This is a genomic window from Planobispora rosea, from assembly GCF_014648175.1.
Taxonomy (GTDB): domain Bacteria; phylum Actinomycetota; class Actinomycetes; order Streptosporangiales; family Streptosporangiaceae; genus Planobispora; species Planobispora rosea.
On the sequence record NZ_BMQP01000040.1, the window covers coordinates 43,898 to 57,532 of the forward strand.

The 13,635-nt window shown below is 71.7% G+C and carries 17 protein-coding genes; 8 read left to right on the forward strand and 9 right to left on the reverse strand.

Annotated elements, in window-relative coordinates; all coding sequences use genetic code 11:
* Nucleotides 1-80: 80 nt before the first annotated feature.
* The 4 genes from IEZ08_RS30365 (at nt 81) to IEZ08_RS39925 (ending at nt 4,143) form a co-directional block, all read left to right on the forward strand.
* Nucleotides 81-2,261 carry an ATP-binding protein gene (locus IEZ08_RS30365; RefSeq protein ID WP_176728474.1) on the forward strand — a complete coding sequence of 727 codons (2,181 nt, stop codon included), beginning with the start codon at nt 81-83 and terminating at the stop codon, nt 2,259-2,261.
* 177 nt (nt 2,262-2,438) lie between these two features.
* Entirely contained in the window at nt 2,439-3,341 is a 903-nt protein-coding gene (locus IEZ08_RS30370) for an MEDS domain-containing protein (RefSeq protein ID WP_189243475.1), read from the forward strand.
* A complete protein-coding gene (locus tag IEZ08_RS39920; RefSeq protein ID WP_203863549.1) occupies nt 3,338-3,652 on the forward strand; it encodes an MEDS domain-containing protein in 315 nt (104 codons plus the stop codon). Before IEZ08_RS30370 ends, IEZ08_RS39920 begins: the two co-directional genes overlap by 4 nt.
* Nucleotides 3,583-4,143 carry an ATP-binding protein gene (locus IEZ08_RS39925; RefSeq protein WP_373294389.1) on the forward strand — a complete coding sequence of 187 codons (561 nt, stop codon included), beginning with the start codon at nt 3,583-3,585 and terminating at the stop codon, nt 4,141-4,143. The genes IEZ08_RS39920 and IEZ08_RS39925 overlap by 70 nt, the downstream gene beginning before the upstream one ends.
* A 47-nt stretch (nt 4,144-4,190) precedes the next feature.
* On the opposite strand, the gene IEZ08_RS30380 is transcribed toward IEZ08_RS39925, so the two are convergent.
* The gene (locus IEZ08_RS30380) at nt 4,191-5,015 is read right to left on the reverse strand and encodes an NAD(P)H-binding protein (RefSeq protein ID WP_068923195.1); all 825 of its coding nucleotides are present in this window, start codon (nt 5,013-5,015) and stop codon (nt 4,191-4,193) included.
* 250 nt (nt 5,016-5,265) lie between these two features.
* Here IEZ08_RS30380 and IEZ08_RS30385 point away from each other — a divergent pair, with 250 nt between their 5' ends.
* Nucleotides 5,266-6,078 carry an alpha/beta hydrolase gene (locus tag IEZ08_RS30385; protein ID WP_229803672.1) on the forward strand — a complete coding sequence of 271 codons (813 nt, stop codon included), beginning with the start codon at nt 5,266-5,268 and terminating at the stop codon, nt 6,076-6,078.
* A 198-nt stretch (nt 6,079-6,276) separates the two neighbouring features.
* Nucleotides 6,277-7,260: a BtrH N-terminal domain-containing protein gene (locus IEZ08_RS30390; RefSeq protein ID WP_189243476.1), complete on the forward strand. Its 984-nt coding sequence runs from the start codon at nt 6,277-6,279 to the stop codon at nt 7,258-7,260.
* Between the two features lie 57 nt (nt 7,261-7,317).
* On the opposite strand, the gene IEZ08_RS30395 is transcribed toward IEZ08_RS30390, so the two are convergent.
* Complete coding sequence (locus tag IEZ08_RS30395; protein ID WP_203863551.1) at nt 7,318-7,410, reverse strand: BBE domain-containing protein; 93 nt, start codon at nt 7,408-7,410, stop codon at nt 7,318-7,320.
* Between the two features lie 277 nt (nt 7,411-7,687).
* On the opposite strand from IEZ08_RS30395, the gene IEZ08_RS30400 reads away from it, so the two are divergent.
* Nucleotides 7,688-8,101 (forward strand): VOC family protein, encoded by a 414-nt coding sequence (locus IEZ08_RS30400; protein ID WP_068923192.1) that lies wholly within the window; start codon nt 7,688-7,690, stop codon nt 8,099-8,101.
* Nucleotides 8,102-8,404: 303 nt separating this feature from the next.
* On the opposite strand, the gene IEZ08_RS40395 is transcribed toward IEZ08_RS30400, so the two are convergent.
* Nucleotides 8,405-8,539 (reverse strand): hypothetical protein, encoded by a 135-nt coding sequence (locus IEZ08_RS40395; RefSeq protein WP_268249381.1) that lies wholly within the window; start codon nt 8,537-8,539, stop codon nt 8,405-8,407.
* Between the two features lie 44 nt (nt 8,540-8,583).
* Between IEZ08_RS40395 and IEZ08_RS30405 the strand changes: the two genes are divergently transcribed.
* Nucleotides 8,584-9,069: a hypothetical protein gene (locus IEZ08_RS30405; RefSeq protein WP_068923191.1), complete on the forward strand. Its 486-nt coding sequence runs from the start codon at nt 8,584-8,586 to the stop codon at nt 9,067-9,069.
* Between the two features lie 124 nt (nt 9,070-9,193).
* Here the strand turns inward: IEZ08_RS30405 and IEZ08_RS30410 are convergent, their stop codons facing one another.
* The 6 genes from IEZ08_RS30410 to IEZ08_RS30435 form a co-directional block, all read right to left on the reverse strand.
* A complete protein-coding gene (locus IEZ08_RS30410) occupies nt 9,194-9,544 on the reverse strand; it encodes a hypothetical protein (RefSeq protein WP_068923190.1) in 351 nt (116 codons plus the stop codon).
* Nucleotides 9,545-9,729: 185 nt separating this feature from the next.
* Nucleotides 9,730-10,650 (reverse strand): DUF389 domain-containing protein, encoded by a 921-nt coding sequence (locus tag IEZ08_RS30415; protein ID WP_229803674.1) that lies wholly within the window; start codon nt 10,648-10,650, stop codon nt 9,730-9,732.
* A gap of 97 nt (nt 10,651-10,747) precedes the next feature.
* Nucleotides 10,748-12,127 carry a chromate efflux transporter gene (gene chrA, locus IEZ08_RS30420; protein ID WP_189243477.1) on the reverse strand — a complete coding sequence of 460 codons (1,380 nt, stop codon included), beginning with the start codon at nt 12,125-12,127 and terminating at the stop codon, nt 10,748-10,750.
* 63 nt (nt 12,128-12,190) lie between these two features.
* Nucleotides 12,191-12,622 (reverse strand): chromate resistance protein ChrB domain-containing protein, encoded by a 432-nt coding sequence (locus IEZ08_RS30425; protein WP_189243478.1) that lies wholly within the window; start codon nt 12,620-12,622, stop codon nt 12,191-12,193.
* Nucleotides 12,619-13,143 carry a Chromate resistance protein ChrB gene (locus IEZ08_RS30430; RefSeq protein ID WP_203863552.1) on the reverse strand — a complete coding sequence of 175 codons (525 nt, stop codon included), beginning with the start codon at nt 13,141-13,143 and terminating at the stop codon, nt 12,619-12,621. The genes IEZ08_RS30425 and IEZ08_RS30430 overlap by 4 nt, the downstream gene beginning before the upstream one ends.
* Nucleotides 13,140-13,520: a hypothetical protein gene (locus tag IEZ08_RS30435; protein WP_189243479.1), complete on the reverse strand. Its 381-nt coding sequence runs from the start codon at nt 13,518-13,520 to the stop codon at nt 13,140-13,142. Before IEZ08_RS30435 ends, IEZ08_RS30430 begins: the two co-directional genes overlap by 4 nt.
* Nucleotides 13,521-13,635: the final 115 nt, after the last annotated feature.

Here is a 13,635-nt window from a genome sequence, read left to right on the forward strand (position 1 = left end):
CGCCGTGGCTGAATGGAGGGATTGCGATCGGGGCCAGGGGGGACGAGAAAAGTGCTGATGATGTCGGGGGGATGAGCGTCATGGGCACGCAGTCAGAGCAGGATGACGACCGGCCGCTGGATTCTTCTGGACCGCGGGCGCCGGTGGGGCAGCCGGACCCTGCCGCCCTGACCCGCATGCCGCCAGAGCGCCAGCAGACGTTCCTGGCCACCCTGCTGGACAGCCTGGCCTCGGGAGTGGTGGCCTGCGACGCCGAGGGCGACGTGGTGGTGTTCAACCAGTCGATGCGCCAGGTCCGCCCGTACATCCCCGGGCTGCACATCCGCGACATCGCCGTGGCCTTTCATCTGTACGCCGCTGACGGGCACACCCCGCTGCAACCGCGGCAGGTGCCGCTGGCGCGGGCGCTGGCCGGTGAACGCATCGACGGCGAACAGGTGATCGTGCATCCGCCCGGCCGGCACCCGCGCCGCTTCGCCGTCACCGGCCGGCCGATCGACACCCCCGACGGGCAGCGGCTGGGCGCGCTGGTGGTCCTGGACGACATCACCGAGGTACACCGGGCCGGCGTGCTGGCCGCCGCCCAGCACGCGGTGGCCCAGGCGCTGGCCGACGCCGTCTCCGCCGAGCAGGCCGCCGTCGCCGTGGTCGCCGCCGTCACCGAGGCGCTGGGCTGGAGCTACGGCGAGTATTGGCAGGTCAGCGCGGACCAGGCGGCGATTGTGCGGATCGGCTCCTGGACCGCGCCCCGCCGGGACTTGTCGGCCTTCCTGGTCAGCCGGCCGGAGCGGATGCGGCCCGGCCAGGGCGTGGCCGGCATCACCTGGGCCGGTGGCCGGGCGATGTGGATCAGCGACCTGGCCGACGACCCGCGCGCCATCATCAGCAAACCGCAGGCGCTGCAGGCCGGTCTGCGGGCCGCCATCGGCCTGCCGGTGCGCAGCGGCCACCAGATCCTGGGCGTGCTGACCTTCTTCACCGACACCGTCCAACCGGCCGACGATGACCTGACCATGCTGCTGGACGGTGTCTGCGCCCACGTCGGCCGGTACGTGGAACGGCGCCGCGCCGAGGAGCTCGCCGTGGCGCTGGCCACCAGCCGCCGCCACTTCGAACAGGTCATCGCCCAGATCACCGACAACGTGTGGACCGCCGAGGTCACCCCCGGCGGCTCGACGCGCTCGGTGTATCAGAGCCAGAACGCCGCCCCGCTGTTCGGCCGCCCGCTGCCCGAGGGCGCGGATCTGGCCGAAGTGATGGCCCGCCGCGTCCACTCCGACGACCAGCCGGCCTACGCCGCCTTCACCCAGGCGCTGGGCCGCGGCGAGCGGGCCGAGATCGAGTGCCGCATCCGTGGCCTGGATGAGGTGACCCGGTGGATCTGGATCCGCGCCACCCCGCGCCGCGATGGTGACCGGCTGTTCATCGACGGCATCTCCACCGACGTGACCGAACGCCATCGCCTGGCCGAACAGCGCGAACACCTGCTGGCTCAACAGCAGCAGCAGGTGCGGAAACTGCGCGAGATGGACCGGATGAAGGACGAGCTGATGGCGATGGTCACTCACGAGCTGCGCAACCCCATCGGCGCCATCCGCGGTTATGCCGAGATGCTCGCCGACGATGCGGACCTGACCCCGGACCAGCAGACCTTCGTCGACGTCATCGACCGCAAAAGCGCCCAGCTGCAACGCCTCGTCGAGGATCTGCTGGACCTGGCCCGCCTGGACTCCGGGCAGCTGAGCATCGACATCCGTCCCATGGATCTGGCCCAGCTGATCCGCCAGACCCTGGAGGACCACCGGCCCGCCGCCCAGGCCAAACACCTCACCCTGACCGCCGAGCTACCGGAACGGCTGCCCCTGCGCGCCGATCCGCTCCGGCTGCGCCAGGTGCTGGACAACCTGCTGTCGAATGCGATCAAGTACACCCCCGAGAAGGGCGCCGTCACCCTCACCGCAGGACCCGTCACCGGCGACGACAGCGAGGATCGCGGCCGGGCTCCGTGCGCGATGGCCGTGCTCACCATCGCCGACACCGGCATCGGCATCCCGCCCGAGCAGTACGAGCACCTGTTCTCCCGGTTCTTCCGCGCCTCCACCGCCAAGGACGCCGGGATCAAGGGCACCGGCCTGGGCCTGGCCATCGTCCGCGCGATCGTCACCGCCCACGGCGGCACCGTCACCGCCGCCCCCCGGACGGGTGGCGGCACCGTCTTCACCGTGGCCCTGCCGGTGGAGCCGTCGGCCCGGCCGTCATGACGGTCTCCGGCGGCTGTGATGCTGCCGTGGGCGCGATGGCCGAATTCCGTTCCGGCCCGGATAATGCCGTTCCGGTCCGGATAATGGATGAGCAGGAACGGCTGCGGCACCGGACGGACACGTAAGCTGTAGTGGCCTCGGTGCGCCCTACCGACCGACAGAAGCATGGTGAAGGTGATGACGACCCCGGTGGACCGGCTCACGCCGGGTGATCACATCTGCTGGCCTTTCCGCACCGACGACGAGCGGTTGACGACGATGCTGGAGTTCGTCGGCGCCGGTCTGGGCGCGGGTGAGAAGGTGCTGTGCTTCACAGAGGAGATCGCACCGCGGACACTGCAGTCGGCGCTCGCGGAGCGCGGGGTCGACGTCGAGACGGCCGACGCTCTCGGGCAGGCGCGGTTCCACACCGCCGACACCTCCTATCTGGCCACCGGGCGCTTCGACGCCGAGGCGGTGCTGGACGGCTGGCACCGGCAGCTCGCCGAGGCCCGCCAGGAGGGATATGCGGGCCTGCGGGTGATCGCGGACATGGCGTGGGCGGCGCGTCGGCCGCAGGTGGACGGCACCGAGCGGCTGGCCTGGTACGAAGCGCAGGCCAGCCGGATCTTCGCCGACGCCTACGCCACCGTGGTGTGCATGTACGATCAGCGGCTGTTCCCCGGCGACCGGCTGCGCGGCATCGCCGCCGCCCACCCGGCGGCTGTCTTCCCCCGCACCGGGGACGACTGGCACCCGCGGCTGCGGCTGGTACGCACCACGGACCCGGCCGGACTGCGCCTGATCGGCGAGGCCGACCGCGCCTGCCGCGACGCTCTGGAGGCGGTGCTGGCCGGGCTGGCTGAGGACCTGCCGGCCGGGAGCCCCGCGACCGTGGACGTGAGCCGGCTGGCCTTCGCCGACGTCAGTTGCGCGGCGGCGCTGGTGCGCACCGCCGGCGCCCTGCCGTACGGTATGCGGATCGTGGGCGCCTCGGCCGCGCTGCGCAGGCTCCTCGACATGATCGGGGCTGAGGCGCCAGGGCTGACGGTCCTACCGGCCGATGGCGTGTCTCCGGCTGCCGCGACGGGTCGCCGATGAGCGCTCTGACCGACGACCTCGCGATCAGCGGCGGCCACCTCGGCGCGTTCGAGCATGTGGGCCTGCTCTACGACGGCGTCGAGGACTACCTGGCCGGCGTCTTGCCGTTCGTGCACGACGCCCTGGCCGCGGGCCAGCCGGTGCTGGTCGCCGTGCCGCATCCGAGCCTCGGTCCCATCCGCACCGCGCTGGCAGCCGCCCTGAACACTCCGCCTGCGTCCTGCACGAAGCCATGGTCAACATGGCCTTCGCCGGAAGGGACGCGCTCATCGTCTGCCCGTATGACGCCCGTCTCGATGCCCGCGTACTGACTGAGGCGCAGCGTACCCACCCGGTCATGATGCGCGAAGGATCACGCTTGCCCAGCCCTCGTTACGACGACCCGCTGGTCGTGATCGACGAGCTCAACCTGCCGCTGCCCCCGGTGCCCGCCCACGCGGTCGCCATCGCTTACCACGGCAACGCCTGCCTGGCCGAGGTGCGGCGTTTCACCGCCGAGCGGGCCGCCGCGATCGGCCTTCGTCCCGGCCGGGTGCAGGAACTGGTCGTGGCCGTCAACGAGCTGGCCACCAACACCCTGGAGCACACCAGCGCCGGCGGCCGGCTCAGCATGTGGAGCGAGCAGCGGATGCTGGTGTGCCAGGTCGACGACGACGGCCACGTGGTCGATCCGCTCGCCAGTCGCGTGCAGCCTGCGGGGGCACGTGGCCACGGGCTGATGGTCGTCAACCGGCTGTGCGACCTCATGCGTGTGCACAGCCGGCCCGGCCGCACGATGATCCGGCTGCACATGCTGATCTGAATCCCGCCTGAGCGGTTCAGACGGGCAGGCGGCGGCCGGTCTCCCGATCAGGGACGGAAGGCTCCGGCGTTCTCCTCGGCCCACTCCGCGAAGCCCCGCGCCTCCCGGCCGGTGATCTCCTTCACGGTCGGGACCACGGTGTAGCCGGCCTCCGGCGTGTTGCCCAGGGCTTCCATGAGGAATTCGACGGTCTCCTCCCCCATGCCGTCGGCGCGCCACTTGGCCCGCGCCTCGTCCACGGTCAGCTCCACGAACTCCACGTCCTTGCCGATGGCGGCGCCCAGGATCGCGATCTTCTGCCTGAGCGTGATCGCCTCGGGTCCGGTCAGCATGTACGTCCTGCCACCGTGTCCGCCCTCGACCAGTACGGTCGCGGCCACGGCGGCGATGTCGCGCTCGTGCACCAGCGCGCTCAGCCGGTCGCCGAACGGCTCCTTGACGACGCCGTCCGTCTTGATCGTCTGTGCCCACCAGCGCAGCGTGTTGGACATGAACTCGACCGGCTCCAGCAGCGTCCACTCGACGTCCGTGGCGGCGAGCGCCTGCTCCAGGTCGCTCTCGGCACGTCCGCCGAGCACCGTGACCCGGCGCACGCCCGCCTCGGTGATCAGCTTCACCAGGCCGGCGCCGTCGGGCAGGGGCGAGTAGTCATCGCCGGCGAAGTTGATGAGGTGCGCGGCCTCGACGCCGTCGAAGACGCCGGCCAGCGAGTCGAGTCGGGCGAGGTCCCCGGCGACGACCTCGACGCCTTCGGGCAGGTCCGCCTTGCCGGGGTTCCTGGTCAGGGCCCGCACCTGCCGTCCGGCGGCGAGGAGCTCCTCGACGACGAGGCGGCCGACGGTCCCGGTGGCGCCGGTGACGAGGAAAGTCATGGTGAACCCCTATCTTTTCGGAACGGAACGTTCTGATCTCAGAATATCAGAACGGAACGTTTCATTCCAGTAGATTCCCCTAGGAGCCGTACGCGAACAGAAGACGTGCGAGGCACCGGGGCGCCCTCGTCCCCTGGGGACCGTTTCCGGATCGGGCCGGATCGGCGATCGTCCGCCGGCGACTGCGGCAGGACGGACGGGCCGGGTGAGCGGCGGATGTCCCGTACCGTGGACGGCGGGGAGGTCGATGATGTCCGTCTGGATCACACGCGGCGTGCCGGCCCTGCTCGTGCTCGCCCTCCTGGTGGTCGGCCTGGCCTGGCTGTTCCAGCGCAGTCTGATCTACCTGCCCGACGGCTCCCCGGTCCCGCCGGCCGCCACGGTCCTGCCCGGGGCGCGCGACGTCACCCTCATCACCGCCGACGGCCTGCGCCTGGGCGCCTGGCACGTGCCCGCCGCCGGACCCGCGCGCGGTGTGTCGGTGCTCGTCGCGGGCGGCAACGCGGGAAACCGGATGCACCGGGCGCCGCTCGCCCGCGCCCTGGCCTCCCGGGGGCTGTCGGTGCTGCTCATGGACTACCGGGGCTACGGCGGCAACCCCGGCCGGCCCAGCGAGGCCGGCCTGGCCCTGGACGTCCGGGCGGCGCGGGAGCACCTGGCCCGCTCCGGCGACGCCGTGATCTACTTCGGGGAGAGCCTGGGCGCCGCCGTGGTCACGGAACTGGCCGCCGAGCATCCGCCCGCGGCGCTGCTGCTGCGCTCCCCCTTCACCGACCTGGCCGACGCCGGTCAGGTGAACTACCCCTTCCTGCCGGTGCGTCCCCTGCTGTGGGACCGCTTCCCGGTGACCGAGCATCTGGCGGGCGTGCACGTGCCCACGACGGTCGTCTTCGGCTCCCGCGACACCATCGTGCCCGCCCGCCTGAGCCGGGCGGTGGCCGAGGCCGCACCGGGACTGGTCCGCGGTGTCGAGATCGCGGGCGCGGGCCACAACGACCGCGTCTTCCTGGACGGGTCCGAACTGGTCGGCGCGGTCCTGGAACTGGCCGAACGGGCAGCCTGACGGCCTCGTGAGCACCGGGAGTCCGGCGGCCGGGGAGCGGTCCGGACGGGAGCGGCCGGCCGGAGGACCCGGTGCGGCTGGACTCTCCCACTGTGGGAGGCCTCATGCTCCTTCCATCGGCCCCAGCGGTTGATCACGAAGGTGTCAGGGACGGGGACGGCGTGACCGTTCGCCGGGTCAGTGTGAGGAGAGCGACGCGTGACCATTGTGAAGGACGTCGAGACCCGCGGCATGCACCACTGCGAGACGACGGCGCTGGGAGTGCTGCTGCGGCACGAGGGGCTCGACCTGTCCGAGCCCATGCTGTTCGGGCTGGGCTCGGGCCTGTCCTTTATCTACTGGGACGGCAAGGGCATGCCGTTCCCCTTCCTCGGCGGCCGCGTCAGGCCTTTCGACCTCACCAGGAACCTGGCCGCCAGGCTGGGGCTGACGTTGACGGTCGAGGAGACCGCCTCGCCGCGCAAGGCGTGGCAGAACGTGGCCACCCCCATCGACGCCGGCCGCCCGGTCGGCCTCCAGCTCGACTGTTACCACCTGGACTATTTCCAGTCCAAGGTGCACTTCGGCGGTCATGTCGTCGCCATGTACGGCTACGACGAGCACGACGCCTACCTGGTGGACACCGGCCAGCAGGGCGGAGCGGTGCGCACCAGCCGCGACAGCCTCGCCAGGGCGCGGGCCGAACGCGGCCCGATGACCGCCAGGAACCGCTCCTTCACCGTCACCCTGCCGGCCCGTCCGCCGTCCTGGCAGGACCAGATCATCCCGGCCGTCAGAGACTGCGCCGAGGCCTTCCTCGCCGCCCCCATCGCGAACCTGGGTTACCGCGGCATCGCGAAAGCCGCCGGACAGGTGCCCGGATGGCTGCTGCGCGCCGGCGAGCCGCGGCGGGACCTGCCGCAGGCCGCCCTCCTCATGGAGAAGGGCGGCACCGGCGGCGGTCTGTTCCGCGCCCTCTACCGCGACTTCCTCGACGAGTGCACCCGGCTGATCGACGACGGCGGCCTGCGCACCGGCCACCGGCTGTACGCCGAGGCCGCCGCGCTGTGGACGGACGTGGCCGCACTGATCACCAAGGCCGGGGAGAGCGGCGACCCGGGATATCTGGATCAGGCCGGCGCCGTCCTCCACGAGCTCTCACGCATCGAGAGGGACGCCATGCAGACGCTGCGTCAGTTGTGAGCCCCCGGGTCTCCCGGGTACGGGCTCCCAGGCCGCGTGGGTGAGGGCTACCCAGACCTACCGAGGCCGGACGTTGCGGTTGCGGGCGAACAGGTTGCCGGGGTCGTACCGGCGCTTGACCGCCGCGAACCGCCGCCAGGTCCGGCTCATCGCCGTCGAAGGCGACGTGGATCTCGACCGGCGCTCCTGGGCCGCAGCACATAGGCCGGGCTGCCCGAAGATGGCAGAGTCAGGAACGAAAGGGCGGGGAGGCGGTTATGAGCACACCCGGCGAGCAGACGACGGACACAGCCGGGCCCTCGCCCGTGGCAGCGGTACGGATCCCACCCCGGACCCGCCAAACCGATCAGGAATGAAGAAGCGACGGTCGTGAAGCCGCCCTAGCGTGACTCCTGTGTGCATCCCCAACCCACGAAGGAGACAAGGCATGAAAGCGCACGTGAGCTCGATCCTCCTCGGCGTCCGGGACATGGAGCAGTCCAAGCGGTTCTACACCGAGGGTCTCGGCTGGAAGGTCCAGCAGGACTACGGCGTCTCGGTGTTCTTCGAGCCGGACGGCGGTTCGCCCGTCGGCTTCTACGGCCGCGAGGGCCTGGCCGAACAGGTGGGCGCGAGCCCGGAGGGCAGCGGCTTCAGCGGGCTGGTCCTCACCTACGTCGTCCGCAGCGAGGCACGAGTCGACCAGATCATGGCGGAGGCCGAGAAGGCCGGCGCCACGATCCTCAAGCCCGCCGGCCCCCTGCCGTGGGGCGGGTACGGCGGTTCCTTCGCCGACCCGGACGGTTACATCTGGAGCCTCGGCTACAGCGCCCAGGGAGAGGACCAGCCCTACGCGGAATAGCGGAACAGCCGCCGGGGACGGGACGGCGATGAGGTGACGCCGCGCGAGGCCCCTGTGACGCCTCTCAGCCCGTCTCAGCTTCGCCACAGCGCCTCCCGCATAGCGTGCGGGGACATGGCGAGCACACTGCGCATCACCGCGGCGTTCCGGTGGTGGGGGCATGGTTGAGAACGCGCGTACGGTGAACGCGGCGCCTGGCCGGTGGCGCCGGTGGTCGTCCTCGGCTGGGTACGCGGCCTTCGGCTGGGCACTGCTGTACGGCGGGTTCGGCCTGGTCGCGGTGTCGAACGGAACTGCGGTGTTCTACCGCGCCGGCGAACCGCTGCCGGTCGGCCTGAACTGGATCATCGTGATCCTGGCCGTCGTGGCGTCGGTGACGATCCTGGCCGCCGTACGGCCTCGGGGCCGGCGGGTCCACCGGCCTGCCGTCTCCGCCACGCTGACCGGACTGGGCGTGCTGACCGGTGCTGCCGTATGCGGCCATGAAGACGACGTGGGCGCTGGGCGGGACCTTCGCCGGGGTCGGCGGTGCGCAGATGCTGGCGACGATGGAACGCGACGGCGCCTCCGGAGTGCTGCTCACCCTTGAGCACTGGGGCATCGACGCCACGGTTCTGCTGGCCGCGCTGGGGGCGTTCCTCATCCTCGGCCTGGTACGGCCGTGGGGACAGCGCTTCCCCCGCTGGGCACCCGCCCTGCGCGGCCGTCGGGTGCCGCGCTGGCTGCCGCTGATCCCCGCGTTGCTCGGTGCCGCCACACTCGCGCCGTACGGAGCCGCCGGACTCGTCTGCGCCGCGCTCGGCACGTCAGGTGTCGTGAGTGTCTCCCGGGGCGACTTTCCCACCCCGGGGGACGCCCTGCTGGTGACCTGGATCGGACTGGGTGCCTTCGCCGTATACGGCATCGCGCTGGGTGTGGCCGCCTGGTCCTACCTGCGCCGCACCCGGCCGGTCTGCGCGGCCGCCTGAGGCGCCCGCCACCCCGTGCGGGGCTGTTCGGCGGGCGGCCGGCCTCGCCCAGGAGGGACAGGACGGCGTGATCATCCGGTCCGCGGCTCCCGGGCCTCTCTTGAGAGGACAGAACGCGGCGGCCTCATCCGGAAGCGGATGAGGCACCGGCGCGGGCCTGCAGCGCATCCAGCACCTCCACCTGCCCCGGCGGGACGGCCACCTCCAGCGCCAGGGTGCCGTCGGCGACGATGAGAGTGAAGGTGAAGAAGGAGCAGCAGCCGTTCTCCCGCACCGCCAGCTCGGCGGCGCGGGCGGCGTTGTCCGGGCTGGAGACGAGCTCCAGGTGCAGCCGCGTGCGCTGCGGGCGCCGTACCGACCGGACCGCCGCGGCGAAAAGGGCGTCGAACTCGGCCACTCGCAGCGGCTGCTCAGTCGTGGGCAGCGTGCACGCCGAGGGCACCCAGCCCTGGTCAAGGGGGATGTCTTGTCTCATGCCCCGACGGTAAGCCTGTACCCGGGTACCGGATGCAAGCCCCGCAGCCGGCCTTCTCCCGTGCCGCCGGGTCCCGTACCCATGCCTGCACGCCGATCCGCGTGATCCGTTGCGTGACTGAAGGTCATCGGCGCCCAGCGCACGACCGTCGGGAGATGACTGCCCGGCGGGTGCCCGGCCGGGCTTCAGGGCCGGACGCCGAGCTCGCGGTTCCGCCACGCCACACGCTGGATGAGCAGGGTCGCCAGGCCGGCCAGGACCATTCCGGCGAGGTTCACCGCCAGCTGGGCCAGCGACCCCGTGACCTCGTCCCAGCGGGTCAGGGCGACCGCCACGGCCACGCTGCCCGCGGCGGGGATCGTGGTGACGGAGATGAAGACCCCGACCAGCGCCGAGGACTTGCCCCCCGTGATCGACAAGACGCCCGCCGCCCCCGCGAGCAGGGCCACGATGAACGACCATTTGTCCGGCTTGACGATGAACTCCAGCTCCCGGTCGACGGCGTCGAGCCAGGAGGGGTCGATCCAGCCCCACCACCGGGACACGGTCGCGGCCGCGAAAGTGATCACGATAGCCAGGGCGAACCCTGCCGCGAGGGTGCGGACGGCGGCGCCGACAAGAGAGAGATCCCGGCGGAGGAGGCCGAAGCACACCGCCGCGACGGGACCGAACTCCGGCCCCAGCACCATCGCCCCCACGATCAGAATGGGAGAGTCGAGCAGCACGCCGATCCCCGCGATCTGGGTGGCGATCACGATGAAGGCCAGGAAAACCCAGGTCAAGCGGGCGTCGTCGGAGGCTCGCTGAGCGATTTCCTCCCAGACGACCGCGTCGTCGCCATATCCGGGAGCCGCTTCCTGGGCGGCTGCCGCGGTCTCCGAGAGCGACACGTCGACGTTCTCTACCGCGATCGACCCGTCCTGGTCGAGCCCGAGTTCCTGCAGCCGCTCCAGCAGCTCGCTGGCGGCCTCCCGGGCGACGTCGCAGAAGACCACGTCCCCTGCCGGCCGGTGCGCCGCTCCCGGAAGGACGACGATATTGGTCACCGCGACGCAGTCGGTGAGCATCGAGCTCACTTCGCCGGTGCGCTCTGCGGGAACGATCATTCGGAGATGAAGCACCTGATCGACTTTATCGGGGGGACTACCGGGTTCCCAGCCCCGCCGGGGCTGGGAGCCGGCCGCGCGGTGACGGCCCCGCCGTTCACGGCAACACGACGGTGCCCACACCCAGCAGGGCGCAGACACCCAGGATGCGCAGCATCGGCCACTTCAGGGCGAACGTCATGAGCAGTGCGGCCACCGTGATCGCCAGGGCGACGGGGCTGAGCGTGCCGGGGTCGGGCAGCCGGACGCCGAACGGACCCCAGGCCCAGATGGAGGTGCGGGTGAACAGGGTGTGCTCGGCGAAGTACAGCGCCAGGTTGGCGATGACTCCGACGACCGCGGCGGTGATGCCGGTCAGGGCCGCGCCGACGGCGGTGTTGTGGCGCAGGCGCTCGACGTGGGGAGCGCCCAGGAAGATGAACAGGAAGCAGGGCACGAAGGTGACCCACGTGGTCAGCAGGGCGCCGAGCAGGGCGCCGGCCCAGGGGGTCAGGGCGCCGGGATCGCGGTAGGCGCCCAGGAAGGCGACGAACTGCACCACCATGATCAGCGGGCCCGGGGTGGTCTCGGCCAGGGCCAGCCCGCGCACCATCTCTCCCGGGCTCAGCCAGGCGTAGGTCTCCACGGCGCGCTGGGCGACGAAGGCCAGCACCGCGTAGGCGCCGCCGAAGGTGACCAGGGCGGTGCCGGAGAAGAACAGGCCCTGGGTGGTGAAGACGCTGTCGGGGCCGGTGAGCAGCGCCACGGCGGCCACCGGCAGCCACCAGGCGGCCAGTCCGACGGCGAGGATCCTCCTCGCCGAGCGCCAGGACGGCCGGGCGTGGTGCAGGGCGTCGTCGGAGATCAGCGGGGCGGGTCCGCCGTCACCGCCGTGCCCGTCGCTTCCGGCGAAGACGTGCGGGGCCAGCCGGTGCACCGTCCAGCCGATGAGGGCGGCCACGGCGACCACGACGGGGAACGGCACGCCGAACAGCGCCAGCGCGCCGAAGGCGGCCACCGCCACGGCGACGAGCACCGGATGGGTCAGGGAGCGTCTGGCGACCCGGATGACGGCCTGGGCGACGATGGCCAGCACGGCCGGGGCGATCCCGGCGAACAGGGCGGCCACCACGGTGGTGTCGCGCCACAGGACGTAGACGGCCGACAGGGCCAGCAGCGCGAGCATGCCGGGCAGCACGAACAACGTACCGGCGACCAGGCCGCCCCGGGTGCCGTTGAGCAGCCAGCCGACGTAGACGGCCAGTTGCTGGGCCTCCGGACCGGGCAGCAGCATGCAGTACGACAGGGCGTGGTTGAAGCGCCGCTGGCCGATCCAGCGTTTCTCCTCCACCAGGGTGCGCTGCATGACGGCGATCTGCCCGGCCGGGCCACCGAAGGTCTGCAGACTGATCAGGAACCAGGCGCGTACGGCCTGGCGGAACGGGACCACATCGCCGGCGGGCACCGGTCCGGTGGCGACGGGCTGCGGATCGGTCACGAGACGCTCTTTCGTCAGGTCGTCAGGTCGTCAGATTGTCAGGTCGTCAGGCGGGCTGGCGGTTCAGGCGGGCGGGCGGCCGAGCAGGAACGCCCGCCGGTAGTACTCGTACATCCCGTCGAACAGCGGGCCGGTCAGCTCCAGAACGCGCTCGTCGGCGCACGTCATCGACAGGCCGCGCAGGATCACGTCCAGGCCGGGAGCCTCGGGGGCGTCGAAGCGCCCGTCGTCGAGGTCCGCCTCGTGCACGATCTCAGCGATCTTCCACAGCACCGGATCGGTCAGCTCGTAACGGCGCAGGACGGTCTCGAAACTGCAGTCACCGCCGTGGTGACCGAGCTCGACGCCGCGCATGTCGAAGGCGATGACCCCGGACGGGACCTGGGCGGGGTCGTCGACGAAGACGAACTCGGCCTCGGCGTCGATGCGGCGGCGGATCAGCCACGCGCACGCGGCCCGGTCGATGTGCACCCCGGCTCGGGTGGCCCACTTCATCGCGGTTCCCCTCCGGCCGCCTCGACGCTGTCCCCGGTCGTCTCCGTCACGTCAGGGGCGCTCCGCCGGCTCAGCTCCTGCACGGCCAGGCGGGCGGCGTCGCGTTCGGCGGGCGGGAAGAAGTCCCGGCGGCCGATGCGGCGCAGTTCGGCCTGGAGCCGCTTGGCGGTGCGGGCCCGCTCGCCCGGACGGGCCGAGGCGGCGGCCCGGGCCTGGGTGATGACCGCCTGGTACTCGGCCGAGCGGGCCTGGCGCATACCGGCGGCGATGGCCTGTTCCTGGGCTGTGCTGCCCGGCCTGGCCAGCCACAGGGTGACACTGCCGCCCATCTCGGTGATCTCCTCGGCGATCCAGTCCAGTTGCTCGCGGGTGCGGGCGTCGGCGGGCAGCGCCACCAGGCCGTCACCGAGGCGGGCCACGCCCAGGCGGTCCAGCTTTCGCCAGACCGCGATGCGCGGAGTGGAGGGCTGGCGGGGCATGCGATAGGCCAGCAGCACCCACCGGTCGGCCGTGCCCCTCACGCGTCCGGCTCCCGGGCCAGCTCCCGGGCCAGTTCCCGGGCCCGATCACGTAGTTCGGCGGCCATGCGCTCGTCGAAGTCCGGGTGGTGCAGGCGCCACTCCACCGCGCCGGCGACAGCGCCCGGCGGGCAGTCGATCGTCACCGTCAGCGCGGGATCGGTGATCGCCGACAGCGGGCGCGGCAGTTCCTCGTCCAGGAGGTGCTCCACACCGCTGCCGGCCAACAGTCGTGGGGCATGCACGCTGACCTGGGGCTGCGGCTCCAGCCCCGCGGTGGTCACCGCCCAGCCCGGCGGCGCCGCCCGGGCGAACCAGGCGGCGGCGATCCGGCTCTTGCCCGCGCCGTGCGGGCAGACGAACAGCACCGTCCTACCCATTCTCGACCTCCCTGATGCAACCATGGTAACTGTAACCACGGTTGCATCAGGGAGGAAGGCCCGTGGCCGAAGAACCCCAGAGTGGACACCGGAGGTCAAAGATCTACCTCCAGCC